Source organism: Rhodococcus sp. P4_C10 (assembly GCF_056402135.1).
The window spans coordinates 123,445-149,278 of the sequence record NZ_JBFUHZ010000002.1 but is presented as its reverse complement, the minus strand read 5'-3'; the positions used below and the strand labels follow the sequence as shown (position 1 = coordinate 149,278).

27 protein-coding genes and 2 pseudogenes are annotated in these 25,834 nt (G+C 70.0%); 8 read left to right on the top strand and 21 right to left on the bottom strand.

Features of this window, described 5'->3' with window-relative positions:
• Positions 1–50: 50 nt before the first annotated feature.
• The 5 genes from tatC to pafA all read right to left on the bottom strand — a co-directional run bounded on the left by tatC (position 51) and on the right by pafA (position 4,767).
• On the bottom strand, positions 51–992 hold the full coding sequence (gene tatC, locus AC1DWC_RS01780; RefSeq protein WP_477905613.1) for a twin-arginine translocase subunit TatC: 942 nt from the start codon (positions 990–992) through the stop codon (positions 51–53).
• A gap of 70 nt (positions 993–1,062) precedes the next feature.
• Entirely contained in the window at positions 1,063–1,329 is a 267-nt protein-coding gene (gene tatA / locus AC1DWC_RS01775) for a Sec-independent protein translocase subunit TatA (protein WP_477905611.1), read from the bottom strand.
• A 74-nt stretch (positions 1,330–1,403) separates the two neighbouring features.
• Entirely contained in the window at positions 1,404–2,375 is a 972-nt protein-coding gene (locus tag AC1DWC_RS01770; protein ID WP_477905609.1) for a helix-turn-helix transcriptional regulator, read from the bottom strand.
• On the bottom strand, positions 2,372–3,382 hold the full coding sequence (locus tag AC1DWC_RS01765; protein ID WP_092775996.1) for a helix-turn-helix transcriptional regulator: 1,011 nt from the start codon (positions 3,380–3,382) through the stop codon (positions 2,372–2,374). The genes AC1DWC_RS01770 and AC1DWC_RS01765 overlap by 4 nt, the downstream gene beginning before the upstream one ends.
• A 26-nt stretch (positions 3,383–3,408) precedes the next feature.
• Positions 3,409–4,767: a Pup--protein ligase gene (pafA, locus tag AC1DWC_RS01760; RefSeq protein WP_477905606.1), complete on the bottom strand. Its 1,359-nt coding sequence runs from the start codon at positions 4,765–4,767 to the stop codon at positions 3,409–3,411.
• Positions 4,768–4,855: 88 nt separating this feature from the next.
• Here pafA and AC1DWC_RS01755 point away from each other — a divergent pair.
• Positions 4,856–6,031, top strand: a pseudogene (locus AC1DWC_RS01755) (phosphatase PAP2 family protein); the annotation flags it as partial.
• A gap of 41 nt (positions 6,032–6,072) precedes the next feature.
• Here AC1DWC_RS01755 and prcA read toward each other — a convergent pair.
• The 7 genes and pseudogenes from prcA to AC1DWC_RS01720 all read right to left on the bottom strand — a co-directional run bounded on the left by prcA (position 6,073) and on the right by AC1DWC_RS01720 (position 11,945).
• On the bottom strand, positions 6,073–6,888 hold the full coding sequence (gene prcA, locus AC1DWC_RS01750) for a proteasome subunit alpha (RefSeq protein ID WP_477905604.1): 816 nt from the start codon (positions 6,886–6,888) through the stop codon (positions 6,073–6,075).
• On the bottom strand, positions 6,885–7,769 hold the full coding sequence (gene prcB / locus AC1DWC_RS01745; RefSeq protein ID WP_477905602.1) for a proteasome subunit beta: 885 nt from the start codon (positions 7,767–7,769) through the stop codon (positions 6,885–6,887). Before prcB ends, prcA begins: the two co-directional genes overlap by 4 nt.
• The gene (locus tag AC1DWC_RS01740; protein ID WP_072844720.1) at positions 7,766–7,960 is read right to left on the bottom strand and encodes a ubiquitin-like protein Pup; all 195 of its coding nucleotides are present in this window, start codon (positions 7,958–7,960) and stop codon (positions 7,766–7,768) included. Before AC1DWC_RS01740 ends, prcB begins: the two co-directional genes overlap by 4 nt.
• A 182-nt stretch (positions 7,961–8,142) precedes the next feature.
• Positions 8,143–9,606, bottom strand: coding sequence for a depupylase/deamidase Dop (dop, locus tag AC1DWC_RS01735; RefSeq protein WP_477905803.1), 1,464 nt, complete (start codon positions 9,604–9,606; stop codon positions 8,143–8,145).
• A gap of 30 nt (positions 9,607–9,636) precedes the next feature.
• On the bottom strand, positions 9,637–9,984 hold the full coding sequence (locus AC1DWC_RS01730; RefSeq protein WP_477905600.1) for a hypothetical protein: 348 nt from the start codon (positions 9,982–9,984) through the stop codon (positions 9,637–9,639).
• A 271-nt stretch (positions 9,985–10,255) separates the two neighbouring features.
• Positions 10,256–11,480: pseudogene (locus AC1DWC_RS01725) on the bottom strand (hypothetical protein).
• A 78-nt stretch (positions 11,481–11,558) separates the two neighbouring features.
• A complete protein-coding gene (locus AC1DWC_RS01720; RefSeq protein WP_477905598.1) occupies positions 11,559–11,945 on the bottom strand; it encodes a nitroreductase family deazaflavin-dependent oxidoreductase in 387 nt (128 codons plus the stop codon).
• A gap of 35 nt (positions 11,946–11,980) precedes the next feature.
• Between AC1DWC_RS01720 and AC1DWC_RS01715 the strand changes: the two genes are divergently transcribed.
• The gene (locus AC1DWC_RS01715; RefSeq protein WP_477905595.1) at positions 11,981–12,589 is read left to right on the top strand and encodes an NUDIX hydrolase; all 609 of its coding nucleotides are present in this window, start codon (positions 11,981–11,983) and stop codon (positions 12,587–12,589) included.
• On the opposite strand, the gene arc is transcribed toward AC1DWC_RS01715, so the two are convergent.
• On the bottom strand, positions 12,522–14,297 hold the full coding sequence (arc, locus tag AC1DWC_RS01710) for a proteasome ATPase (protein ID WP_477905593.1): 1,776 nt from the start codon (positions 14,295–14,297) through the stop codon (positions 12,522–12,524). The two genes, AC1DWC_RS01715 and arc, sit on opposite strands and share 68 nt — an antisense overlap.
• Before the next feature lie 171 nt (positions 14,298–14,468).
• Here arc and AC1DWC_RS01705 point away from each other — a divergent pair, with 171 nt between their 5' ends.
• A complete protein-coding gene (locus tag AC1DWC_RS01705) occupies positions 14,469–14,951 on the top strand; it encodes a WKL family lipoprotein (protein WP_477905591.1) in 483 nt (160 codons plus the stop codon).
• Between the two features lie 20 nt (positions 14,952–14,971).
• On the opposite strand, the gene AC1DWC_RS01700 is transcribed toward AC1DWC_RS01705, so the two are convergent.
• Positions 14,972–15,838, bottom strand: coding sequence for a tRNA (adenine-N1)-methyltransferase (locus tag AC1DWC_RS01700; protein ID WP_072844727.1), 867 nt, complete (start codon positions 15,836–15,838; stop codon positions 14,972–14,974).
• Between the two features lie 88 nt (positions 15,839–15,926).
• Between AC1DWC_RS01700 and AC1DWC_RS01695 the strand changes: the two genes are divergently transcribed.
• Positions 15,927–16,832: a RecB family exonuclease gene (locus AC1DWC_RS01695; protein ID WP_477905589.1), complete on the top strand. Its 906-nt coding sequence runs from the start codon at positions 15,927–15,929 to the stop codon at positions 16,830–16,832.
• Positions 16,829–17,638 (top strand): thioesterase family protein, encoded by an 810-nt coding sequence (locus tag AC1DWC_RS01690; protein WP_477905587.1) that lies wholly within the window; start codon positions 16,829–16,831, stop codon positions 17,636–17,638. The genes AC1DWC_RS01695 and AC1DWC_RS01690 overlap by 4 nt, the downstream gene beginning before the upstream one ends.
• Positions 17,639–17,729: 91 nt before the next feature.
• On the opposite strand, the gene AC1DWC_RS01685 is transcribed toward AC1DWC_RS01690, so the two are convergent.
• Genes AC1DWC_RS01685 through AC1DWC_RS01670 form a run of 4 tightly spaced genes read right to left on the bottom strand, consistent with a single transcriptional unit; the run spans position 17,730 to position 20,255 of the window.
• The gene (locus AC1DWC_RS01685) at positions 17,730–18,044 is read right to left on the bottom strand and encodes a nuclear transport factor 2 family protein (protein ID WP_477905585.1); all 315 of its coding nucleotides are present in this window, start codon (positions 18,042–18,044) and stop codon (positions 17,730–17,732) included.
• A gap of 9 nt (positions 18,045–18,053) precedes the next feature.
• Positions 18,054–18,845, bottom strand: a complete 792-nt coding sequence (locus tag AC1DWC_RS01680) for an SDR family NAD(P)-dependent oxidoreductase (RefSeq protein ID WP_477905583.1) — start codon at positions 18,843–18,845, stop codon at positions 18,054–18,056.
• Positions 18,846–18,873: 28 nt separating this feature from the next.
• Positions 18,874–19,059, bottom strand: coding sequence for a hypothetical protein (locus AC1DWC_RS01675; protein WP_477905581.1), 186 nt, complete (start codon positions 19,057–19,059; stop codon positions 18,874–18,876).
• A gap of 41 nt (positions 19,060–19,100) precedes the next feature.
• Positions 19,101–20,255 carry a 3-ketosteroid-9-alpha-monooxygenase, oxygenase component gene (locus tag AC1DWC_RS01670; RefSeq protein ID WP_477905579.1) on the bottom strand — a complete coding sequence of 385 codons (1,155 nt, stop codon included), beginning with the start codon at positions 20,253–20,255 and terminating at the stop codon, positions 19,101–19,103.
• A gap of 344 nt (positions 20,256–20,599) precedes the next feature.
• Here AC1DWC_RS01670 and AC1DWC_RS01665 point away from each other — a divergent pair, with 344 nt between their 5' ends.
• The 3 genes from AC1DWC_RS01665 (at position 20,600) to AC1DWC_RS01655 (ending at position 23,068) form a co-directional block, all read left to right on the top strand.
• Positions 20,600–21,325 carry an IclR family transcriptional regulator gene (locus AC1DWC_RS01665; RefSeq protein ID WP_477905577.1) on the top strand — a complete coding sequence of 242 codons (726 nt, stop codon included), beginning with the start codon at positions 20,600–20,602 and terminating at the stop codon, positions 21,323–21,325.
• Between the two features lie 67 nt (positions 21,326–21,392).
• Complete coding sequence (locus AC1DWC_RS01660) at positions 21,393–21,908, top strand: nuclear transport factor 2 family protein (RefSeq protein ID WP_477840136.1); 516 nt, start codon at positions 21,393–21,395, stop codon at positions 21,906–21,908.
• Positions 21,905–23,068, top strand: a complete 1,164-nt coding sequence (locus tag AC1DWC_RS01655) for an NADH:flavin oxidoreductase (RefSeq protein WP_477905575.1) — start codon at positions 21,905–21,907, stop codon at positions 23,066–23,068. Before AC1DWC_RS01660 ends, AC1DWC_RS01655 begins: the two co-directional genes overlap by 4 nt.
• Here the strand turns inward: AC1DWC_RS01655 and hisG are convergent.
• Genes hisG through AC1DWC_RS01640 form a run of 3 tightly spaced genes read right to left on the bottom strand, consistent with a single transcriptional unit; the run spans position 22,983 to position 25,828 of the window.
• Positions 22,983–23,834 (bottom strand): ATP phosphoribosyltransferase, encoded by an 852-nt coding sequence (gene hisG / locus AC1DWC_RS01650; protein ID WP_477840139.1) that lies wholly within the window; start codon positions 23,832–23,834, stop codon positions 22,983–22,985. The genes AC1DWC_RS01655 and hisG overlap by 86 nt on opposite strands.
• A 53-nt stretch (positions 23,835–23,887) precedes the next feature.
• Positions 23,888–24,169: a phosphoribosyl-ATP diphosphatase gene (locus AC1DWC_RS01645; protein ID WP_477840141.1), complete on the bottom strand. Its 282-nt coding sequence runs from the start codon at positions 24,167–24,169 to the stop codon at positions 23,888–23,890.
• 27 nt (positions 24,170–24,196) lie between these two features.
• A complete protein-coding gene (locus AC1DWC_RS01640) occupies positions 24,197–25,828 on the bottom strand; it encodes a dipeptide ABC transporter ATP-binding protein (RefSeq protein WP_477905801.1) in 1,632 nt (543 codons plus the stop codon).
• Positions 25,829–25,834: the final 6 nt, after the last annotated feature.

Genomic DNA, 25,834 nt, shown 5'->3' with positions numbered 1-25,834 from the left:
CCGTCAGGCTGTCACATGTCGGTCGCGGACTGCGACCGACATGTGCGCCGTCACAGAGTGTCGGAGAAGTCGCCGGACGACGGCGCGCTGACCGCGTCCGCCTTGTCGATCGGCGCGGTCTCGCCCAGCGGCGAGGCCTCCTCGTCGTCGAGCGCGCCCCAGCCCTCTGCGGCCTGTCGACGCGCCTTGCGCTTGTCGTGGACGCGGGCGATCTGTACCGCGAACTCGAAGAGGACGGTGAGCGCCAGCGCCAGCGCCAGCATCGAGAACGGGTCCGAGCCGGGAGTGGCGAACGCCGCGAAGACGAACAGAGCGAAGATCAGCCCCCGACGCCAGGCCTTGAGCTTCTCGTACGGGAGCACCCCGACGAAGTTCAGCGCCACGATGATCAGCGGGATCTCGAAGCTGACGCCGAAGATGATCAGCAGGTTGATGATGAACCCGAAGTACTCGTTGCCGCTGAGCGCGGTCACCTGGACGGTGTCGCCGATGGTGAGCAGGAAGCTCAACGCCTGCGCGACGACCACGTAGGCCAGCACCGCGCCGGTCACGAACAGGGCCGCGCCGGCGGTCACGAAGCCGATCGCGTTGTGGCGCTCCTTGTCGTGCAGACCGGGGGTGATGAAGCCCCACAGCTGGTAGAGCCACACCGGGCAGGCCAGCACGATGCCCGCGGCCAGCGCGACCTTGAACCGCAGCATGAACTGGTCGAACGGCCCGGTGGCCAGCAGGCGGCAACTGCCGTCGGGGCTGATCTCGGCACGACTGGACTCCGGCAGCGAGCAGTACGGGCCGCGCAGCAGGTCGCCCAGGCTCTCGAGTCCGAGGATCTGGTGTCCGTACCAGAAGAAGCCGAAAGCCGTCGTCACCAGCACCGCAAAGAGCGCCAGCAGCAGCCTGGTACGCAACTCGTAGAGATGTTCGACCAGCGACATGGTGCCGTCGGGATTGACCCTGCGCTTGCTCTGGCGCGGGTCGAAGGGGATTCGCACTGTGGACCCTAGTTCTGGTCAGCCGTCGGCCCGGGACGCAGCAGCATCCCGGGCCAGGTCGGGTACGGGACTAGGACGTACGAGGTTCGGTCTGCGGGGTGACCGGCGCCGCCTCGGCCGTCACCGGGGTGACGGCGGGCAACTGCGGGGTCACGGCCGGGGCCGCAGGCGCGGCGGCCGCGGGAGGGCCGTCGTTCTGCATCTCCTTGACCTCGCTCTTGAAGATCCGCAGCGACCGTCCGAGGCCGCGAGCGGCGTCGGGCAGCTTCTTCGAGCCGAACAGGATGACGAGCACCACTGCGACGATGATCCAGTGCGTGGGCTGCAATCCGCCCATTTCTACCTCCAGAGACTTAGTTGGTTCGATGCTACCGGACCGATGGCCCGCGTTCTCGGTCGTGAGTGACCGATTTATCCGGAAGTGGATCCGTCAGCGGACTGAGAATAGGCCGCCAACGCGACGCTCGCACGGGACCGTACCGCGACCGAGAGCTCCTCGGGGCCGAGTACCCGAACCCCGAGCCCGAAGCCGGCCATCAACCGGGCCATCCACTCCAGCGACCCGTACCGCATCGAGGCCTCGATCGACCCGTCGGCGGCCACCCGCACGTCGGTCATCGGGTAGTAGTCCATCACCCAGGCATGGTCCGCGGCGACGGCGAGCCGGGCCTGCGGCAGGGTGTCGTCGTCGTGGAACAGGTCCGTCGCGTGCGAATCGTCGAGCGCCTCCTGCGGGGGCCGCGCCGGCTCGTCCAGCTCGGTCGCCGCGTCGATCCGGTCGAACCGGAACATCCGGACGCCCTCGGCCTGACGGCACCAGGCCTGCAGGTAGCTGTGGTTGTCCATCAGCACGATCCGCACCGGGTCCACCACCCGACGGGTCACCGCGTCGCGAGAGGCGGAGAAGTAGGTCAGGTCCAGGGCCCGGCCCCGGCCGACCGCGGCGCGGACCGTCGCGGCGATCGGGTCCTCCGGCTCGACGCGCGGCGCGGCGTGGGTACCACCCGCGGCAGTGCCCGCCGCGGACTCGATCTTGGCGATCGCGCCCTGCACGGCCGTCGGGTCCGCGGTGCCGGGCATCTCCACCAGCGAGCGCAGCGCCACCAGCAACGCCGTCGCCTCCGTGGACGTCAGGCGCAACGGACGGTCGATGCCGGCGGAGAAGGTGACCTGGATGCTCTCCTCGGAGAACGACAGGTCGATCAGGTCGCCGGGGCCGTAACCGGGCAGCCCGCACATCCACAGCTGGTTCAGGTCGCTCATCAGCTGGGTGGTGCTCACCCCGAGCTCCGCGGCGGCCTCGGCCGCGCTGATCCCCGGGTTCGCCGCGAAGTACGGGACCATGTTCAGCAGCCGGGACAGCCGTCGCGACAGCTGACTCATCGAGCAGTCTCCATACCCGGGTTCTCCCCCACCCCTGCGGCCGCCCGCAGCTTGTCCATCACGTCCCCACGCAGGTCCGGCGGTGCCAGCACCAGCGCGTCCTCCCCGTATCCGGCGATCAGCCGGGCCACCCAGTCCCAGGACCGGACCGGCACCTCGAGCACCGTCCCATCCCAGTCGCCGACGGTCCGCGTCGACACCGCCCGGCCCAGCCGCCGCAGTTCCTGGGCGCGGCCGTCGCGGACCACCACCGTCGCGGTGCCCGCGACGCCCCCGGTGCCGACAATCCGGTCGACCATCGCCCGCAGGTCGACGCCGGCCGGCTTGTGCACCGCGTTCTCGGGGCCGAACGCGACGACGTCGTCGCCGATCCGGGAGAGCCGGAACGTGCGGGTGGCGTCGCGGTCGACGTCGTGCCCGACGAGGTACCAGCGGCCGTCGTGGGTGACCACACCCCAGGGCTCGACGGTCCGGGTCCGGTAGGGCTCGTTGCGCGCCGGGCGGTGCTCGAAGCGGACGGCACGTCCGGCGTCCACCGCTGCCAGCAACTTCTCCAGCGCCGGTTCGGAGCCGCGGGTGCGGGCCGGCAGCGCGGTCACCACGGGCGCGGCCGGGTCCTGGTCCACCACCACGCCCGCGGCGCGCAACTTCATCAGCGCGCCCTGTGCGGCGGAGGTCAGCTCCGGCGACTCCCACAGCTGCACCGCGATCGCGACCGCGGCGGCCTCCTCGCTGGTGAGGTCGATGTCGGGCAGTTCGTAGGCGTCGCGGTTGATCCGGTAGCCCTCGACGGTGCCGAAGCGGGAGGCCTGCCCCGTCTCGAGCGGCACGCCCAGGTCACGCAGCTCGTTCTTGTCCCGCTCGAACATGCGACTGAAGGCGTCGTAGTTGGATTCCTCGTCGTACCCGGCGACGAGGTGCCGGATCTTCTCGGCCGTCAGGAACTGCCGCGTCGCGAGCAGGCAGATGACCAAATTCATCAACCGCTCGACTTTGCTGATCGCCACGGGTCAGCAGCCTAGCCACACCACGCTCACATGGAGGCGATCAGGCGCTCGACGCGCTCGTCGACCGACCGGAACGGGTCCTTGCACAGCACGGTCCGCTGAGCCTGGTCGTTGAGCTTGAGGTGCACCCAGTCGACGGTGAAGTCCCGGCCCGCGTCCTGGGCCGCGGAGATGAACTCGCCGCGCAGCTTGGCCCGGGTGGTCTGCGGCGGGGTGTTGACGGCCTCGTCGATCTGCTCGTCCTCGGTGACCCGCTTGGCCAGACCCTTGCGCTGGAGCAGGTCGAAGACGCCACGCCCCCGCTTGATGTCGTGGTAGGCGAGGTCGAGCTGGGCGATCTTCGGGTCCGACAGTTCCATGCCGTACTTGTCCTGGTACCGCTGGAACAGCTTGCGCTTGATCACCCAGTCGATCTCGGTGTCGACCTTCGCGAAGTCCTGCGCCTCCACGGCGTCGAGCGCGCGGCCCCACAGGTCCACCACCTGCTCCACGTGCGGGTCGGGTTCACGGGTGCGCAGGTGCTCGACCGCCCGCGAGTGGTACTCGCGCTGGATGTCGAGGGCGCTGGCCTGCCTGCCGCCGGCGAGCCGAACCGGGCGGCTGCCGGTCATGTCGTGGCTGACCTCACGGATCGCGCGGATCGGGTTGTCGAGGGCGAAGTCGCGGAAAGTGACGCCGGCCTCGATCATCTCCAGCACCAGCGCCGCCGAGCCGACCTTGAGCATGGTGGTGGTCTCGGACATGTTCGAGTCGCCGACGATGACGTGCAGGCGCCGGTACTTCTCGGCGTCGGCGTGCGGCTCGTCGCGGGTGTTGATGATCGGCCGGGACCGGGTGGTCGCCGAGGAGACCCCTTCCCAGATGTGCTCCGCACGCTGCGAGAGGCAGAAGGTGGCGGACTTCGGGGTCTGCAGCACCTTGCCCGCGCCGCAGATCAGCTGCCGGGTCACCAGGAACGGCAGCAGCACGTCCGAGATCCGGGAGAACTCCCCCGCCCGGACCACCAGAAAGTTCTCGTGGCAGCCGTACGAGTTGCCCGCGGAGTCCGTGTTGTTCTTGAACAGGTAGATGTCGCCGCCGATGCCCTCCTCGGCGAGGCGCTCCTCCGCGTCGACGAGCAGGTCCTCGAGCACCCGCTCACCGGCACGGTCGTGGGTGACCAGCTGCCCCAGGTTGTCGCACTCGGCGGTCGCGTACTCGGGGTGCGATCCGACGTCGAGGTAGAGCCGGGCGCCGTTGCGGAGGAACACGTTGGAGCTGCGACCCCAGGACACCACCCGGCGGAACAGGTAGCGGGCCACCTCGTCGGGGCTCAGCCTCCTGTGGCCGTGGAAGGTGCAGGTCACACCGAACTCGGTCTCTATGCCCATAATTCGTCGCTGCACACTTCGAGAGTACAACGCGCACAGCCTCGTTGACCTGTTCCACGCGTACGGACATCGAACGGTGACCAGCGCGGCCTAACCTGGAGCCGTGACGAACTCGGAACCGACCGTCGTCGAGTCGAGGGTGTGGGTCGACGACGCCTTGCGCGCGGCCAGCCGGGCGGCCGACCACGGCCTGTTGTGGTTCGCCGTCGGGGCCGTCGCGTTCGCCGTGGGCGGCCGGACCCGGCGTGCGGGCGTTCGCGGTGTGCTGTCCCTCGCCGGGGCCAGCGCGCTGACAAACGCCGTGCTCAAACCGGTCTTCCCGCGTCGCCGACCGCCCCAGGAGCACGTCGCGCCGGGACGGCGGCCGCGCCGGGTGCCCACGTCGTCGTCGTACCCGTCCGGCCACGCCGCCTCCGCGGCCGCCTTCGTCACCGGGGTGGCCCTGGAGTCGCCGGCGGCCGCGGTTGCGCTCGCCCCGGTCGGCGCCGCGGTCGCGTACTCGCGCATCCATGTCGGGGTGCACTGGCCGTCGGACGTGCTGGCCGGCGCCGTGGTCGGTGCGGCGGTCGCATTCGGCACCCGGCGCTGGTGGGCGGTCCGGACGGACGAGCCCGCCACCCTCGGCACCACCGCGACCGCCCCCGCCCTGCCCGACGGCAGCGGCCTGTTGATCCTGGTCAACCCGGGATCGGGCGCGTCCGACGAGGACCCGAGCGACCAGCTGCTTCGTCTGCTGCCGGCCGCCACCGTCCTGCGCGCCGACCCGGACGGCGACGTCAACGCGCAACTCGAGGCTGCCGTCGAACGCTCGGCGCCCCGCGCGCTCGGGGTGTGCGGCGGCGACGGCACGGTCGTGACCGCGGTGGACGCCGCACTCCGTCACGACCTCGCGTTGGCGGTCTTCCCCGGCGGCACACTGAACCACTTCGCCCGCGACGTCGGCGTCGAGGACGTCGAGGCCACCCGCGACGCGGTGACGGCGGGCACCGCGGTCCGGGTGGATGTCGGCGAGGTACTGCGCGACGGGAAACCCGCAACGGTCTTCGTCAACACGGCGAGCCTGGGTGGGTATCCCGACGCGGTCCGGCTGCGTGAGCGGTGGGAACCGCGACTGGGCAAGTGGCCGGCGGCCGCCGCCGCAATGGCCCGGGTGCTGGCCTCGGCCGAGCCGATCCCGGCGACGGTGGACGGTCGGCGGACCGCGATCTGGATGCTGTTCGTCGGCAACGGCAGGTACGCGCCGTCCGACCAGGTCCCGCTGTCGAGACCGGACCTGAGTGACCGCCCGTGGCTTCCCCACGGGCGGTCACCGCCGGTGCGTCAGGTTCCTGCCGGCGTGTCCCCGTCGGACTTCTCGACCTTGTCGGCCTTCTCGTCCCCCGCGTCGCTCGGTGCGCGCGCGGCCGACTCCGGCTTGGTCGCGGCGGGCAGCAGCGCCGCGAGTGCGGCGCCGGTGATCCGCTTGAAGGCGCGCCGCGGGCGGTTCTGGTCGAGCACCGCCACCTCGAGCGCCTCGACGCCGATGGTGCGCGGCTCCGCGTCGCCGCTGCCGGGCACCACCGTGCCCTTGCGCAGCGCTGTGACCGCCACGTCCACCGCGGCGGCCAGGTCCAGGCCCGGCCGGTAGCTGTCCTTGAGGGCCAGCGCGATCGGCTCGGTCGCGCCGCCCATCACCACGAACCGCTGCTCGTCGACGATGGACCCGTCGTAGGTGATCCGGTAGAGCTGGGCGTGCGTGTCCTGACCCGCCCGGCCGACCTCGGCGACGCAGAGCTCCACCTCGTACGGCTTGGGCTGCTCGGTGAAGATTCCGCCGAGCGTCTGCGCGTACACGTTGGCCAGCGAACGGCCGGTGACGTCGCGGCGGTCGTAGGAGTACCCCCGCATGTCGGCATGCATGATGCCGGCCCGCCGCAGGTTCTCGAACTCGTTGTACTTGCCGACGGCGGCGAACCCGAGCCGGTCGTAGAGCTCACTGACCTTGTGCAGCGCCGTCGACGGGTTCTCCGCCACGAACAGCACCCCGTCCGCGAAGGTGAGCACGACGACACTGCGGCCGCGGGCAATTCCCTTGCGCGCCAGCTCCGAGCGATCGCGCATGATCTGCTCGGCGGACGCGTAGTACGGCATCGTCACGGCATGTCACCTGCTTCCTGGATGCGGGCGGTGACGACGTCCCGGGCCAGTTCCGCGGCCCTGGCCGCGGCCACCTCGACGGCGCCGTCCGCGGTGATCACCACGGCGGTCGGGTAGATGCCCCGGGTCATGTCCGGTCCGCCGGTCGCGGAGTCGTCGTCGGCGGCGTCGTACAGCGCGGCCATCGCGGCGCGCAGTGCGTCCTCCTCGGTGCCACGCGGGTCGTACGTCTTCTTCAACGCCGACTTCGCGAACAGCGACCCGGAGCCCACCGCGTGGTATCCGGCGCGTTCCTCGTAGCGTCCGCCGACCACGTCGTACGAGACGATCCGGCCGGCCTTGGACAGGTCCGCCGCGTCGAGGTCGAAGCCGACCAGCAGCGGCACCACGGCCAGCCCCTGCATGGCCGCTCCCAGGTTGCCGCGGACCATCGAGGACAGCCGGTTGGCCTTGCCGTCGAAGCTCAACGGCACCCCTTCGATCTTCTCGTAGTGCTCGAGTTCGACCGCGAACAGGCGGACGAGCTCGATCGCCACGCCCGCGGTGCCCGCGATGCCGGCGGCGGAGTAGTCGTCGGTGACGTACACCTTCTCCACGTCGCGGCTGGCGATCATGTTGCCCATGGTGGCGCGGCGGTCACCGGCGAGCACCACGCCGCCTTCGAAGGAGACCGCCACGATCGTGGTGCCGTGCGGTGCCAGGTCCGCGGCGTTCATCGGCTCACTCCCGGTCCGGAGCGAGCGACCGACGTCGAACCGGTTCTCCGGCAACAGGTCCGGCGCATGCAGACGCAGATGTTCGGAGAACGAGGACAGCTGCGTGCCGTACCGCAGCCGCTCGTCCCCGAGTGCGGGGCGCGACGCCGGGTGATCCGCCGTCACTGCCCACCCTTTTGCACGTACGCGCGCACGAAGTCCTCGGCGTTCTCCTCGAGCACGTCGTCGATCTCGTCGAGCAGGTCGTCGGTCTCCTCGGCCAACTTCTCCCGACGTTCCTGACCGGCCGCTCCCTCGCCGACCTGGCCGTCGTCTTCGTCGCCACCGCCGCTGCGTTTGGTCTGCTCCTGCGCCATAGCCGCCGACCTCCTCGTTAGGTTCCTCAGTTGCGCCCGCACACCGGGTCTTCCTGAACGCCGGGGTCTTCTCGACCGTCGATGTCCCTGCCACACCCAGTGTGCGCTTCGTGCACGGATCTCCACCCTACCGAGCGACACCGTCAGAACGCGGGTGCGTGGCCGTGTCGCGGGGGCGGTGTTCAGGTGGTGAGCTGATCGACCAGGTCGGCGGCCGATTCCGCGGCGTCGAGCAGGGCGCCGACGTGCGCCTTGCTGCCCCGCAGCGGCTCCATCGTGGGGATGCGCACCAGGGACTCCCGGCCCAGGTCGAAGATCACCGAGTCCCAGCTCGCGGCCGCGATGTCCGCCCCGAACCGGCGCAGGCACTCGCCCCGGAAGTAGGCCCGGGTGTCGGTCGGCGGGTTGTGCACCGCGTCGAGCACCTGCTGCTCGGTCACGAGCCGGTCCATCGACCCGCGCGCCACCAGCAGGTTGTAGAGACCCTTCTCGAGCCGCACGTCGGAGTACTGCAGGTCGATCAGGTGCAGCTTCGGCGCGGCCCAGCCCAGCCCGTCCCGGCTGCGTGCGCCCTCGAGCAGCCGCAGCTTGGCCGGCCAGTCCAGCAGGTGCGTGCACTCCATCGGGTCCCGCTCGAGCAGGTCCAGGACCATGGCCCACTTGTCCAGCAGGTCCGCCACCCGCGGGTCGTCGTCGCCGCGTCGGGCCGTGAACTCCGCCACCCGCTCGTGGTAGATCCGCTGCAGGGCAAGGCCGGTCAGCTCGCGGCCATCGGCCATAGCCACCGCCTGACGCAGGGTCGGGTCGTGGCTGATCTGGTGGACCGCGGTCACCGGCCGGGCCAGATGCAGGTCCGACAGGTCGACGCCGGCCTCGATCAGGTCCAGCACCAGCGCGGTGGTGCCGACCTTGAGGTAGGTCGACATCTCCGCGAGGTTGGCGTCGCCGATGATCACGTGCAGACGCCGGTACTTGTCCGCGTCGGCGTGCGGCTCGTCGCGGGTGTTGATGATGCCGCGCTTGAGGGTGGTCTCCAGCCCGACCTCGACCTCGATGTAGTCGGCGCGCTGGGACAGCTGGAAGCCGGCCTCGTCGCCGGACTGCCCGATTCCGACGCGTCCCGACCCGCAGATCACCTGCCGGGAGGCGAAGAACGGTGTCAGGCCGGCGACGACGGCGTTGAACGGCGTCGCCCGCGACATCAGGTAGTTCTCGTGGGTGCCGTACGACGCGCCCTTGCCGTCGACGTTGTTCTTGTAGAGCTGCAGTCGCGGTGCGCCGGGCACGCTCGCGACGTGCCGGGCCGCGGCCTCCATCACCCGCTCGCCGGCCTTGTCCCAGATCACCGCGTCGAGCGGGTCCGCGACCTCGGGCGCCGAGTACTCGGGGTGCGCATGGTCGACGTACAGGCGGGCGCCGTTGGTGAGGATCATGTTGGCGGCGCCGACCTCGTCCGCGTCGATCACCGGGGCCGGGCCGCTGAACCGGCCCAGGTCGAAGCCGCGGGCATCGCGCAGGGGCGATTCCACCTCGTAATCCCAGCGGGTCCGCTTGGCCCTCGGGACGCCGGCGGCCGCCGCATAGGCGAGTACCGCCTGAGTCGAGGTCAGGATGGGGTTCGCGGTCGGTTCCGTCGCGGCAGCGATCGCTGCCGGCCGCCGAGGGGAACCAGTCGCTCAGGGAGCGATGAAACCGCCGAACCCGGGCAGGGAGGGTTGTCCGACGATGGACACGGTGAACACCACCGGTCCGGATCCCGTGTGCGCGGTGACACGATCCAGTGGCGACCCCATGAAGGTGGTGCACGGCTGCACGTCCACCGATCCCGCCTCGCCCGTGGCGACGTTGGTGTAGCCGATCCTGATCGATCGGAAGCCGAAACCGTTTGCGGAGCAGACCTCGTCCGAGAGCGGCGCCGAGAACACCGTCTCGCCGGGAACATCCGCCGAGCCACCCGACGAACCGGCGGCTGCGGCGATCGGCGACACCGCGGCCGCCACCGCAACGGCGGCAATCCCTCCCAAGATGCCAACCCGTAGAGCCCCCGCTGTGCGCATTCCTCATCCCCTTCATTGGTCGTTGATCAGAACAGTGGAGGCACCCTGACGTCCCCCACCAGGGTCTGTTGCCGATTTCGCGGCGCCATTGCTCGGGCCGACGCCCCCTCCCTCGGGGCGTGTTCTAGATCGTTCGTCGACGGCCTGAGCCCTCGGCTCAAACGCCGATAAGCTGCGTTATGACATTATTGTGGTGAATGGCGAGCGATGACGACTGGCCGCGACACCACCGAAACGGTCAGGCAAGGCAGGTCGGCGTGCCCGGGAACTGCCCCACCCCTGCCCGGCAGCCGACCTCGGTCACCGCGGTCATCCGCTCGACCGGTTCCCTGATCTGCAACGCCGGCACCAAGCCGTCGGAGACGAGTGCCGTCTTGGTCGCGGGGAGCGTCGCGCGCTCGTCGAGCGTTCCGCGGGCCTGCGCGAAGGCGACCAGTTCGTCGTAGACCATCGACAGCATCGCCTCGGTCGTCCGGTCCCCCGGCTCGAGCCCGGCGAAGTCCACACCCGTCTCGTACTCGTGGCGGATCGCAGGTGGGCTTGTTCAGGTCGATGCGAAACTCCGGCCGATCCGGCGACGGCGGCGTGATCGTGCCGGCGTCGGTGCAGGCCCGGTGCGAGATGCGGTCGCCGAGCGCATGCAGGTAGATGCCGGTCCGCGCGTTCCAGGCGTTGTCGCCGATCCAGGAGTCGAACTGCCCGGACCGCACGTCGCCGGAGATGACCTGCTCGCCGGTCTCGTTGTCGAACGGGATGGCCACCGGGGTCTCGACGGCGTACTCGCCGTGGATCTGCGCGGGCTGAGCGTCGCCGTAACAGGTTGCGCCGGTGGCGTAGTCGCCGGCCGCGCTGGGGTTGGTGAAGCCTCCGGTGCACAGCGGCGCGGCGCTTCCTGGTCCGGCCATGGCCCACCGGCGCAGGTGCGTGAGCATGACCTCGTGTGCGGGATCGTCGGCATCGGGACTCAGCCCGTCCGGCTGGGGATCCGACGGCCCACGCATCGTCGGCAGGAAGTGGAAGAGGAAACCGCCGGTGGCGAAGTGGGTGCGCACCAGGCCGCTGATGTCCTGGGTGGTCAGGGAATCCGCGTCGGGGACGAGCCGGCCGGCGACGTCGCGCGGGGCGAACGCCCCCAGATCGGTCGCCTCGTCGTATGCCGCGATCCAGTACGCGTCGCGCTCGGAGAAGCCCACGTCGCGAGCGATGACGTACGTCGAGTCCGTGTGCACGAGGCTGCGTCCGCCGAGCGGGCGACGCAACGTGAACCCGTACGCCGCGAACGCCTGCAGTCCGCACACCGGCGCATCCGGATCGTCGAGCGGGCACACCGGTGGCAGCGGGCCGCAGTTGTGGGCGGGGGCGCCGTCCTCCGTGTAGCAGATGTCCTCGGCGAACGCGCGGGCCGCCGGCGGCGGAACCAAGACGGCGGCACACAGGCCCAGCGCCACACCGGCGAAGCTCATCTGTCGACTGTGCATTCTCATCGGACCACGCCTTTCGATGTGGCGGAGCGCGCGCACGTCAACGCCTGATCAGAACGCTCACGTTCCGCTGCCGAGACGGCACTGCAGGTAGTCGCCCGCGTGGAGGCGCCGAAGCACCACGCGCACCGGCCGGGGCGCCCACCGCGCCTGGGGGTCGCATTCCCGTCGCGGGTCGGTCAGGGCCAGCAGGTGTCCGCGGGTGGTGATGTCGACTCGGCCCGCGGCCAGCACGTTGAGTACCCAGTCGCTGTCCCGCCCGTAGGTGATCCCGAAGCGGAAACCGTCGCCGTACCGGAAGCAGTTCACCGGGGTCCGGTACGGACGGCCGCTGCGGCGACCCCGGTGGTGGACGATCGCAAATCCCGGCAGCCGACCGGCGACCGGTAGCACTACGCGATTGGTCGCCGCCCTGTTGAAGCGGGCCAGCCGCCTCGGGAGAGGCACTCGGTCAGCCTAACGCCTCGTGACACGATGAGGACATGGATCAGCAGCCCGGCAATGCCGCACCCGTCGGGGACGAGGTCGTCACCGTCTACGACGCCGAGGGACACGAGACGGGCACCGCCCCGCGGTCGCGGGTGTACGAGGAGGGACTGTGGCACGCCAGTTCCGGCGTGCTGCTGCGGTCCCTCGACGGGCAGCGGATCTACGTGCACCGCCGCTCCCCCGCCAAGGCCGTGTTCGGCGGCATGCACGACTGCCTCGCCGGCGGCGTCGTCGACCCGGGCGAGACGCCGGCCGACGCCGCCGCCCGCGAACTGGGCGAGGAACTGGGGGTGCACGGCATCGACCTCACTCCCCTGGCCCGGGTCTCCTGGGACGGAGAGTGGGACGGAAAGCTGCTGCGCTGCCACCTTTTCGCCTTCGAGGGGCGCTGGGACGGGCCGGTGGTGCACCAGGCGAGCGAGATCGTCGACGGCTGGTGGTGGACCGAGGCGGAGCTGCGCGCGCACCTCGCCGATCCGGCGTGGCCGTTGGCCCGGACCGGTCGACGGTCCGGGCCACCGCTGCCTGACGGTCCTACAGGTACTGGCCGGTGTTCGACTCGGTGTCGATCGCGCGGCTGGCACTGGCGTTCTTGCCGGTGACCAAGGTGCGGATGTAGACGATCCGCTCGCCCTTCTTGCCCGAGATCCGCGCCCAGTCGTCCGGATTCGTCGTGTTCGGCAGGTCCTCGTTCTCGGAGAACTCGTCGACGATCGAGTCGAACAGGTGCTGCACGCGCAGGCCCGGGGTGCCGGTGTCCAGCACGGACTTGATGGCGTACTTCTTCGACCGGTCCACGATGTTCTGGATCATCGCGCCCGAGTTGAAGTCCTTGAAGTACAGCACCTCCTTGTCACCGTTCGCGTACGTGACCTCGAGGAAGCGGTTCTCGTCGCTCTCCGCGTACATCCGGTCCACGACCCGCTCGATCATGGTCTTGATGCAGGCGCTGCGGTCGCCGCCGAACTCCGCCAGGTCGTCGGCGTTCACCGGCAGGTGCTCGGTCAGGTACTTCGAGAAGATGTCCTGCGCCGACTCCGCGTCGGGGCGTTCGATCTTGATCTTCACGTCCAGGCGGCCGGGCCGCAGGATCGCCGGGTCGATCATGTCCTCGCGGTTGGACGCGCCGATCACGATGACGTTCTCCAGGCCCTCGACGCCGTCGATCTCGCTGAGCAGCTGCGGGACCACGGTGGTCTCGACGTCCGAGGAGACGCCGGAACCGCGGGTGCGGAAGATCGAGTCCATCTCGTCGAAGAACACGATCACCGGGGTGCCCTCGGAGGCCTTCTCCCGGGCCCGCTGGAAGATCATCCGGATGTGCCGCTCGGTCTCGCCGACGAACTTGTTGAGCAGTTCCGGGCCCTTGATGTTGAGGAAGTAGGACTTCGCGTCCTTCGCGTCCTGCCCCCGGGCCTCGGCGATCTTCTTGGCCAGCGAGTTGGCCACCGCCTTGGCGATCAGCGTCTTGCCGCAGCCGGGCGGGCCGTAGAGCAGCACACCCTTCGGCGGCCGCAACGCGTACTCGTGGAAGAGGTCCTTGTGCAGGAACGGCAGTTCCACTGCATCGCGGATCTGCTCGATCTGCCGGCCGAGTCCGCCGATGTCGCCGTAGTCGACGTCCGGCACCTCCTCGAGCACCAGGTCCTCGACCTCGGCCTTCGGGATCCGCTCGAACGCGTACCCGGCCTTGGTGTCGACCAGCAGCGAGTCGCCGGGCCGCAGCTTGCGGGTCGGGGAGTCGATGTCCTCGTCGACGGGGTGCTCGGTGACGTCCGAGGCCGCCAGGATCAGCGGGTGTGCGAGCCAGACCACCCGCTCCTCGTCGGCGTGCCCGATCACGAGCGCACGCTCGCCGTCGTCCAACACCTCTCGGAGACTGCAGATCTCGCCGATCCGCTCGAACGAGCCGACCTCGACCACGGTGAGCGCCTCGTTGAGCCGCACCGTCTGGCCGGGCCGCAGCGACTCCGGCTCGATGTTCGGCGAGCACGTCAACCTCATCTTGCGCCCGGACGTGAACACGTCGACGGTCTGGTCCGGGTGCACCCCGATCAGCACGCCGTACCCACTCGGCGGCTGGCCCAGCCGGTCGACCTCCTCTCGCAACGCGATCAGCTGCTGACGCGCTTCCTTGAGCGTGTCCATCAGCTTCGAGTTGCGGATCGAGAGCGAGTCCACCCGAGCCTCGAGTTCGCGTACCTGCTCGGGCGACTGTGCCAACTGGCGACGCAACCGGGCCGCCTCGAGTTGCAGGGCCTCCAGCTCCGCCCTGGCAGCCGACGAGTCCGGATTCTCTGATGCGCTCATGCGCGACTCCTCCCAGTTGCGATCTATCAACGCTACAGCCGCCGCGCCGAATCTGCGGAGCGACACCGGCGACACGACACAGTGTGAGATGTCCGTCAGGCAGAACCGGTTCTAGGTCATGTTAGCCTCACCTATCTACCCGCAGTCTTGTCGCAAGCGAAAGGCCCATTCGTGATCATCCGCAAGTCCCTCGTCGCCGCCGCAGCCGCCCTCGTCGCAGTCGGCGTCGCCTCCTGCAGTTCCGACGACTCCACCGCCACCGAGGCGCCCGCCACGACGACGACCGCCGACGCTGCCGCCACCGAGGCGCCCGCGGACGCGCCCAGCACCGAGGCACTGAACGCGACGCTGGTGACGTTCTTCGACCCCGCCGTCCCGGCCGCGGACAAGGCCGCGCTGATCGTCAAGGGCGAGAAGCAGGCGCCGGTGCTCGAGCAGTTCAACGGCGTCCTGCGGGGCTACCCGCTGACCACCGCGGTCACCGCTGTCACCCCGGTCGACGCCGACACCGTCAAGGCCACCGCCACGATCACCGGCCCGCACGGCGGTGCCCCCGCCGACCTGACCTTCGACCAGGTCGACGGCAAGTGGGTCGTCTCGGACACCGCCGCCTGCACCATCTTCTCGATGGGCCGCCTGACCTGCGTCAGCTGACGCAGGCCGGAAGACAATCCCTAGGCGGGAGCCTTGCCCTTGCCCGCGCGGCGCTGCGGCTTGGGGGTGACGGTGCCCTCGGCGAGCCTGCGCGCGCTCACCAGGAACGCGGTGTGCCCCTGCATCCGGTGCTCGGGGCGCACCGCGAGGCCCACCACGTGCCAGCCGCGCACGATCGACTCCCAGGACCGCGGTTCGGTCCAGCACTCCTGCTCGCGCAGCGCCTCGACCACCTTCGACAGCTGGGTGACGGTGGCGACGTAGACCATCAGCACGCCGCCCGGCACCAGCGCCTTCGCCATCGCCGGCAGCGTGTCCCACGGCGCCAGCATGTCCAGGATCACCCGGTCCACCTGTCCGCCCGCGGTCTCGGGATCGAAGTCCGCCACGTCGGCGACGGTCAGCTCCCAGTTCTCCGGTCGTTCGCCGAAGAAGGTCTCGACGTTGCGCACGGCATGCTCGGCGTGGTCGTCGCGCACCTCGTAGGAGAGCACCGTTCCCTCGGGCCCCACCGCGCGCAGCAGCGAGCAGGTCAGCGCGCCGGAACCGGCACCCGCCTCCAGCACCCGGGCACCGGGGAAGATGTCGCCCTCGTGCACGATCTGCGCGGCGTCCTTCGGGTAGATCACCTGCGCGCCGCGCGGCATCGACAGCACGTAGTCGACCAACAGCGGACGCAGTGCGAGGTACGGCGTGCCGTTGGTGGAGGTGACGACGCTGCCCTCGTCGGCGCCGATCAGCGCGTCGTGCACGATCCCACCGCGGTGGGTGTGGAACTCCTTGCCCTCGGTGAGCACCACCGTGTAATGCCGGCCCTTCGCGTCCGTCAGCTGGACCCGGTCGCCCACCCGGAACGGCCCACTCGGCCTGGCATCGCGCACTGTCATCAGTCAACTGCTCCTAGCGTAGGTACTCCCGGCGACCCTCGCGCCGGCCCCGACAGCGGTGTCGGACCCTGCGCATACCCTGCCAGGTGTGAGCACACCCGCGACGTCGCCCCCCGTCTCCCCCGCCGACGGCGTTCAAGCCCGCTCCCGGCCTGCTCTCTCCCCCTCCCGCGCCGGCGACTTCAAACAGTGCCCGCTGCTGTACCGGTTCCGAGCGGTCGACCGGATCGCCGAGACACCGTCCAAGGCACAGATCCGCGGCACCGTCGTGCACGCCGCGCTGGAAGCGCTCTACGGCCTGCCCGCGGACGAGCGGGTCCCCGAGCGCGCCGCCACCCTGCTCGGCCCCGCCTGGGAGCGGGTGCTCGCCGAGTCCCCCGAGGTCGCGGAGGCGGTGCCGGCCGAGGAGCGCGACGCCTTCCTCGCCGAGGCCCGGGCACTGGTGGACGGTTACTACCAGCTCGAGGACCCCACCCGCTTTGATCCCGAGTCCTGCGAGCTGGGGGTGGAGACCGAGCTGGACAACGGCGTCGTGCTGCGAGGATTCGTCGACCGGATCGACGTCGCGCCGAACGGCCACCTCCGGGTGGTCGACTACAAGACCGGACGTGCCCCGCGGGAGACCAGCGAGTCCAAGGCGCTGTTCCAGATGAAGTTCTACGCGCTGGTGCTGCTGCGCACCCGCGGAATCGTGCCCGCGCAACTGCGACTGCTGTACCTCGCGGACCGGGAGATCCTCACCTACGCCCCCGACGAGGAGGAGCTGCTCCGCTTCGAGAACACGCTGACCGCGATCTGGCAGGCGATCCGCGCCGCCGGGGCGACCGGGGACTTCCCACCGAATCCCGGGCGGTTGTGCGACTGGTGCGATCATAAGGTCCGTTGCCCCGCGTTCGGTGGCACGCCGCCGCCCTACCCCGGCTGGCCCGAGGGTCCGACCGCATCGGGCGCCGGTAGTTCTGAAGACGAGAGTTCCGAGGAGATCGACAATTGAGTGACCAGGCCTATTACATCCCGCTGGGACGGGACGCCGACGGCACCGAGCGCTTCGCCAGCACCGCACTGACGGAGAGCACCTGGGGGCCGGCCATGCAGCACGGCGCACCCCCGTCGGCGCTGCTGGTGCGGGCGCTCGAGCGGTGCGAGTCGCGTGAGGACACCCGGCTGACCCGGGTGGTCGTGGAGATCCTGGGCCCGGTCCCCATCGCCGAGATCGAGGTGCGGTCCTGGGTGGAGCGGCCCGGCCGCCGGGTCGAGCTCGTGGTCGCCGAACTGTGGGCCGCCGGCCCGGACGGCACCGCCCGCGCGGTGGCCCGCGGCACCGGCTGGCGCATGCAGACCGCCGACTCGTCCGCCGTCGCGCATGCCGGCGACCCGGCACTGGCCCCGCGGTCGCAGGCACACGAGACGGCACTGGAGGGCCCGTTCTGGGACACCGGGTTCGTCACCAGCCTCGAGTGGATGTGGCTGACCGACATCGGCTGTGAGGGCCCGGGGCAGATGTGGGCGCGCCCGAATGCCGTTCTCGTGGAGGGCGAACCACTCTCCCCCGTCCAGCAGCTGTTCGTGGTGGCCGATGTCGCGAACGGGGTCGGAACCAAGCTCGACCCGGCCGAGTGGACGTTCCTCAACACCGACCTGACGGTGCACCTGTTCCGGGTTCCCGAGGGCGAGTGGGTCGGCATCGCCGCGGAGACGTCCTACGGCCCGGACGGGGTCGGCATGTGCGCGGGCGTCCTGCACGACGAGTCCGGCCCGGTCGGCCGGATCAACCAGACCCTGCAGGTCCGCGGCCGCTAGCCCGCGGGTGCGTCGACACGGGCGGCATGCGATCGCAATCGTCCATCGCGACCGCATGCCGTCGCGCCGTCGCCGGGGGGCGGAGCTGTCGTCAGCAGGTGTGCTGCTGCCGCAGTCCGTCCGCCGAGCCGAACGCACTCGCGAGGATCGCGCGTGAATCCTCGTGTCCGTCGAGCATTCGGCTCGTCCGGGTCACGACGCGCCAGCCGTCCCGCGTCCGGACGAGTTCCCACCGATTGGCCGTGACCCTACTGACACGGTAGCCACTCCCCTCCTTCTCACGAAGGATCAACTGGGTGTGACACACCGCCACGGCGGTGTCGCCCTCGACAGTGATGTGCGCCGGGCTCATCACGTGTCCGCACCCTTGCTCGAGAAAGCCTTGGTGCGGGTGGGTTCCGACCATCCGTCTCGGTCATCGGCGCCCCATCATCGCGCGGGCCTCGTCGGAGGCCGCCCTGACGATCTCGGCGCGCGGGAAGCCGGCACGGCCGGCGGCCAGCTCGTAGTTGCCGCCCGCGACCCAGATCGGGCCGTCGCTGAGGTGGTCGAGACCCTCGCGCGCGACCGCATAGGGGTCCGATGCGTTGAGGCCGGGCAGATCGAAATCGAGGCCGGCTCGTTCCATGGCGGGCGTCCGGGTGACGCCGAGGACGAGCCCGAGAACGTCGACGCCGTGCTCGGCCATCTCGAGCCAGAGTCCCTCGGCGAAGACGCGGCTGAATGCCTTTGCCGCCGCGTAGATGCTCACGTGTTCGGCGCCGACGAAACCGGCCAGCGAGCCGAGCAGGATGATGCCGCCGCGGCCGCGTTCGCGCATCGGTGCGCCGAAGACCTGGGAGAGCTCCAGTTGGCGGTCGATGTTGAGCGTGAGGACCTTTCGGCAGGCGTCGAGGTCGCCGGTGACGAACTCGTGGCCGTAGGTGTTGGCACCGGCGTTGAAGATCAGCAGTCCCACGTCGAGATCCGCGGTGGTCTCCCGAATCCGTTCGACGGCATCCGCCGCCAGCAGGTCGACGGCGAGGGTGCGCACCTCGACTCCGTGGGCTCGCGCCTTGGCCGCGGTCTCCTCGAGGGGGCCGGGTTTGCGGGCGAGCAGCACGAGGTTCAGTCCGGCCTCTGCCAGTTCCTCGGCGAACCCGGCACCGACGCCCTCCGAGCCGCCTGCGATGACGGCCCACGGGCCGTACTTGTCTTTGTCGATCATCGTTGTCTCGATTCCTTTGGGTCGGTTGTCAGTCGGGGACGGGGATCCGTCCGTCCACGGCGGCCGCGACGATCGATTCACGCAGTGCGGGGCAGCGCCCCACCCGAGCGCCGCGCAGCGTCAACGTCGGGTCGTCCCGGTACTCGTCGCAGACGGTGTCGGGGTGGGCGGTGCTCCACTGGACGCTGGTGTGCTGCCAGCTGTTCTTCTCCACGAGGACCAGGACTCCGCAACGCGCACAATCGATGTGCCGCATCAGACCGACATCGTCGCGGCATCGCGCCGGGCGATGTTGGCGGCGACTTCCTGCTTCCACACCTCGACCGGCCTGGTGGTGTCGAGCTCGAACTCGAAGCGGTCCACCATCTCCGGCCTGATGTCCGCGACGTCGACATAGAACTGCTCGTACCAACGGCGCAGCTGGTAGACCGGGCCGTCCTCGGTGGTGAGCAGCGGGTTCTCGATCCGGGTCTTGTTCTTCCAGATCTCGATGTCCTGCTCGAAGCCGACACCGATGTAGCCGATCATCGCGTCGACCAGCTGGTCGGCGATCTCGGCCGGGACCTGCTCGGTCTTCTTCACCGAGATGCCGTACATGAGTACGAACTGGTTCGGGGAGATCGGGTAGTGGCAGTTGATCAGGACGGACTCGACGTCGTACTTGTCGTAGCGGTAGACGAGGTCGTCGATCATGAACGACGGCCCGTGGTAGGCCGCGATGGAGCCGTGGCCGACCAGCTTCGGGACGTCGGGATCGGTCCACTCGGTGATGTCGTCGCGGCCCACACCGGCCTGTTCCTGGATCGCGACGTGGCCCTCGAAGATGTTCTTGAAGTAGGTGGGGAACGAGTAGTGCACGTAGAAGAAGTGCGCCATGTCGACGACGTTGTCGACGATCTCGCGGCAGTTGGTGTCGATGACGATCGACTTCCACTGCCAGTCGGTCCACTCGGCGTCGTCGGTCCGCATCACGGGAATCGTGACCTCCGGAGGCGGCGGGTTGCCCTCCGGGTCGTGCCACACGAACAGCAGCTCGTCGCGCTCCATGGTCGTCCAGGCGCGCGTCTTGGCGATCGGGGGCACGCGACGGGCGTAGGGGATGCCCGTGCACTTGCCGTTGCCGCCCCAGCGCCAGTCGTGGAACGGGCAGGCGACGGAGTCGCCCTTGACCTCGCCCTGGCTCAGGTCGCCGCCCATGTGCCGGCAGTAGGCGTCGAGGATCTTGATCTCGCCCTCGGCGGTGGCGAACACGACGAGCTTGGTGCCGAACGCCTCGATCGAATGCGGCTTGCCGTCCCGGAACTGCTCGACCAGGCCGAGGCAGTGCCACCCACGCGCGAAACGATCGGGCGGGGTGCCCTGGTCGATGACGCGGACCTCGTCGGCTCCGTCGATATCCACAGTGGTCACTGTGTCTCCTTTGGTCGTGGCCCCGGCGCGTGTCGGGCGCGGGCCGATTCGTCTGATTCGAAAGCACGCGGCACCGCGAGAGCCGGCGTCGACGTGATCGCGGTCACGCCGCCTGGAGAGGCTGTCAACGGCGCGGGCACAGCAACAACTTGCGTGTCCGTTGAGCGGAATCGGCGCAGGTCACCGACCCTTCTACCCGCCTTCGGCGACGCCCGGTCGGTCGGCGTCGGATCCCGCTCACCGGGACGTGCCCCTGGTATCGGTCGACGATCGCGGGTGTGCTGACTTCGCCGGCCCGGCGGCGCCGACTCCGCCACGCGGGCGACACTGGAGGAGGGAAGGCATTGCACGACGGAGAACGTTCGGAGCGTGGTCTGCCCACGTCCACGCTCGATCGCCTGTCCCTGGTGCTGGACAGCTTCCGCAGCGCTCCGCGCCTCAGCCTCACCGACGTGTCCCGCCGCACCGGAATACCGCGGACGAGCACGTACCGAATGCTCGAACATCTGGTCCGAATGGGCTGGCTCCGGCGCTTGGGTGTGGAGTACGGACTCGGTGACACACTCGCGGAAATCGGTGCGCTGTCGCTGTACCAGAACCGGTTCGATCGGGTGGTGCCGCCGCTGCTACAGGAGTTGCATTGCGTCACCGGCCATGTCGTGCACCTCGGTGTCCTCGACGGCAAGCACGTGCTCTACCTCGACAAGGTCGGCGGCGGGGCCGGGTCTGACCTGCGCACGCGAGTCGGCGACCGGATACCCGCGCGGTCGTCGACGATCGGCAAGGCGCTGCTCGCCGCCGCCCCCGAGTCCGACGCGGTGATCGGCGGCCACCGCCCGGAGCCCGGTGGCGCACGCCGGTCGGGTGTTGCGTTCGGAACCTGCGCGTCAGGGTTCGGCTGCATCGGTGTGCGGGTCGGCTCCCTGGACGGCGCAGCGGTCGGCCTGTCGGTCAGCGGTCCGGTGAACCGGGTCAGGTTCGACCACCGACATGCCGCGCCGGTGCGGATGGCGGCCGCCGCCATCGCGCAGTACCTCGATCTGGCCTCAGCGACCCGACGCCCCGCCTGACCTGGCGTCAGTCCGCTCATCGGAACGGAAAATTGCCCGGGCACCGGGCTGCTGACAGCGTTGGGCCATGACATCCGAGCTCACATTGACGATCCCCGAGCAGCTCATGGCGATCGAGGAGATCAAGCGCACCTTCGCGGCCCGGCTGCGATGCATGGACAACAAGCAGTGGGAGATCTACCCGACGCTGCACACCGACGACGTGGTGTCCGAGACGTGGGGCGGCCTGCCGGACGAGAAGCAACCGCAGGCCGAGGGCGGCTCGAACCGCGTCGTGGGCAAGGAAAACCTGACTCGCGCGATCAGCACCATGCTCGGCGGGGAGACCGTGGTGACGACCGTGCACCACGGTCACACCCCGGAGATCGAGCTCACCTCCGACACCACCGCCCGCGGGATCTGGGCGATGGAGGACAAGCTCTGGTGGACCAACGGCACCCACGAGGAGCATCTCCACGGCTACGGGCACTACCACGAGGAGTACCGAAAGGTGAACGGCCACTGGCTGATCAGCTACCGCAAGCTCACTCGGCTGCGTGAAGACGCGAGCGCGGAATTCTTCGACTACCTGCAGGCGCTGTGAACCCGCTCTTCGCCCCGCTCCAGATCCGCTCGCTGGCGCTGCCCAACCGGATCGTCATGTCCCCCATGACCCGGGAGCATTCTCCCGACGGTGTGCCCGGCCCGGACGTGGCCGCCTACTACCGGCGCCGCGCCGAGGGCGGCACCGGCCTGGTGATCACCGAGGGAGTGGCGATCGACCACCCCACTGCCGTCGACAGCCCGAAGGTGCCACGACTGCACGGCGAAGCCCCGCTGGCGGGGTGGCGGCACGTGGTCGAGGCGGTACACGGGGCGGGCGGCCGGATCGTCCCGCAGCTGTGGCACGTCGGCCCGCTGTGGGGCGCGATGAGCACGGTGGATCCGGCACTGGCCCCGATGCGCCCGTCCGGGCTCTGGGGGCAGGTGGGGCGCACCGTCTACCCGGACAGCTACGTCGAGCGGGCGAGCGCCCCCACCCGGGCGATGACCGAACGCGACATCGAAGACGTCGTCGCCGCGTACGTGCGATCGGCGCGCAACGCCGTCGACACCGGCTTCGACGGCATCGCGATCCACGCCGGGCATGGCTACCTGCTGGATGCGTTCCTGTGGGAGTCGACCAACCGGCGCGCCGATCACTGGGGCGGCGACCTGCAGCGACGGACCCACTTCCCGGTCGAGGTGGTCCGGGCGATCCGGCGCGAGATCGGCCCGGATCTGCCGATCTTCTACCGGTTCTCGCAACACAAGCAGCAGGACTACGGTGCCCGCATCGCAAACACCCCCGACGAGCTGTCGGTGATCCTCGGCGCCCTGGTCGAGGCGGGAGTCGACGTGCTGGACGCCAGCATCCGGCGTTTCGACCTCCCCGCGTTCGAGGGCAGCGACCTGACCCTTGCGGGCTGGGCGAAGAAGCTGACCGGGGCCACGAGCATGGCGGTCGGCAGCGTTGGCCTGAGCAAGTCCCTGCGCGATGCGGGAACGCCCGAGCCTGCCGACCTCGACGGGCTGCTCCGCAGACTCGAGGCCCAGGAGTTCGATCTCGTCGCGATCGGACGGCTGCACCTCGCGGATCCCGCCCCGACCTTGTGGTCGGGGCCGTTCGTCTGTCGGCTCAGAACGCGCGGCAGGCCCGGATCTCGGACGCCAGGATCGCCTTGGCGCCGATGTCGGCCAGCTGGTCCATCACGTCGTTGCTGACCTTGCGCGGCACCAGCGCCCGGATCGCCACCCACGCCTCGTCCGCGAGCGGCGAGATGGTCGGCGACTCGAGACCGGGGGTGACGCGCAGCGCCTCGTCGAGGAGCGAGCGCGGGCAGTCGTAGTCGAGCATCAGGTACTGCTGCGCGAACACCACGCCCTGCACGCGGGCGATCAGCTGGTTGCGGGCCTTGTCCGAGCGGTCGGACCCCTCCCGCTCGATCAGCACGCCCTCGGAGTCGCACAGCGACTCGCCGAACGCCACCAGGTTGTGCTGGCGCAGCGTCCGTCCGGAGCCGACCACGTCGGCGATCGCGTCCGCGACACCGAGCTGGATCGAGATCTCCACGGCGCCGTCGAGGCGGATCACGGTGGCCTCGATGCCGCGCGCGGCCAGGTCCGCGCGGACCAGGTTCGGGTACGAGGTGGCGATGCGCAGGCCGGCGAGGTCCGCGGGTGCCCACTCCTTGCCCGCCGGTGCGGCGTACCGGAAGCTGGACCGGCCGAAGCCGAGCGACAGGCGCTCGGCGACCGGGGCCGCCGAGTCCAGCGCGAGGTCGCGGCCGGTGATGCCCAGGTCCAGCTCGCCGGAGCCGACGTAGATGGCAATGTCCTTGGGGCGCAGGAAGAAGAACTCGACCTGGTTCGACGGGTCGAGGACGGTAAGGTCGCGCGAGTCGGTGCGGCGGCGGTAGCCCGCCTCGCTGAGGATCTCGGCGGCGGACTCGGAGAGCGAACCTTTGTTGGGGACTGCGACGCGCAGCATGGTGCTTCCTTTCGGGAAGGTCGAATGGGGTCTACCGGGAATGCGAGCGGGGCTCACAGATGTCGGTAGACGTCCTCGAGCTTCAGCCCGCGCCCCACCATCAGGACCTGCACCCAGTAGAGCAGCTGCGAGATCTCCTCGGACAGTTCCTCGTCGCTCTGGTACTCGGCGGCGATCCACACCTCGCCGGCCTCCTCGATCACCTTCTTGCCCTGGGCATGGACGCCCGCGTCCAGCGCGGCCACGGTGCCGGAGCCCTCGGGGCGGGTGGCGGCACGGTCGGACAGCTCGGCGAACAGCGATTCGAAGGTCTTCACGGGTCGTGATTGTTTCACAGTGGGTACGGGCCGCCACCCGCGCACTCAGCCTGCCGGACGGCCGAGGATCGGCGCGCTGCCGATCAGGGTCCGGGTGTACGGGTCGCGCGGCCGCTCGTAGACGTCCTCGGTGGGCCCGCACTCCACGATCCGGCCCCGGTTCATCACCGCCACCACCTCGCAGACGTGCCGCACCACCGCCAGGTCGTGCGAGACGAGCAGCAGGGTCAGCTGGTACTCCCGGACCAGCCGCGCCAGCAGGTCGAGCACCTGCGCCCGCACCGACACGTCCAGGGCACTGACCGGCTCGTCCGCGACCAGGAACTTGGGGCTGGTGATCAATGCGCGGGCAATCGAGATCCGCTGACGCTGGCCGCCGGAGAACTGGTGCGGATGCCGGCGAGCCATGTCGGGTTCGAGGCCCACCGCGATGAGCATCTCGGCCACCTTCTCCGCGGCGCCGGTCCGGTCGGTGAGCGGCTCGGCCACGATCTCGCCCACCCGCATCCGTGGGTCCAGCGAGCCCATCGGGTCCTGGAACACGATGGACACGTCGCGGCGGAACCCGCGCAGGTCCCGTTCCGGTGCGCCGGCGACCTCCTGCCCGCCGAACCGGATCGAACCCGTGGTGGGGGTGTCCAGGGCGCACAGCAGCCGGATCAACGTCGACTTCCCGGAACCGGACTCTCCCACCACCCCGAAGCGCTGGCCGGGGCCGATGTCGAAGGACGCGTCGGCCAGCGCGTGAACAGGTTCCGGCGGACGCAGCAGACTGGACCGTGAACCGCGGTAGGTGCGGCCGAGCCCGCGCACCGACACCAGCGGCCGCGGCTGCTCGTTGAACACCGGCGCCGGCCCGGACTCCGGCGGCGGGGCGACGGCGTGCTCACCCGCCGCGGAGCTGCCGGGACCGAGCGTCGAGGCGTCGAGCAGCGACCGCGTGTACGGGTGCTGCGGGTCGGCGAACACCTCGGCCACCGGGCCGGACTCGACGATCCGGCCGTCGCGCATCACCAGCACCCGCTCGCACAGCTGGGAGACGACGGCCAGGTCGTGGGTGATCAGCAGCAGCGAGGTGTCGTGGTCGCGGACCGTGGTGTCGATCAGGTCCAGGATCTGCGCCTGCACCGTCACGTCCAGCGCGGTCGACGGCTCGTCGCAGATCAGCACCCGGGGGCGGTTCGCCATGGCGATCGCGATGAGCACCCGCTGCCGTTGCCCGCCGGACAGCTCGTGCGGGTAGGAGCGGGCTACCCGCGCCGGGTCCGGCAGGTTCACCGACGCCAGCAGGTCGAGGGTCGCGGCGCGCCGACCGGCGCGGTCGGTGCCAGGCTGGTGCAGCTCGATCATCTCGGCCACCTGCCGGCCCACCCGCATCAGCGGGTTCAGCGCGGTCATCGGTTCCTGGAACACCATGGCGATGTCGTCGCCGCGCAGCGACGTCCACACCCGTTCCGGCGCGCCCACCAGGTTCCCGGGCCCGCCGTCGACGACGATCGACCCGCTCGCGTGCAGTTCGTCCGGCAGCAGCCCCAGCACGCTCAGTGCGGTCAGCGACTTCCCGGACCCGGACTCGCCGATCAGCCCCAGCCGCTCACCCGCCGACAGGGCGAACCCGACGCCGTCGAGCAGTGTCCGGTCACCCGTCCGCACCGTCAGGTCGGCGACGGTGAGCAGGGTCCG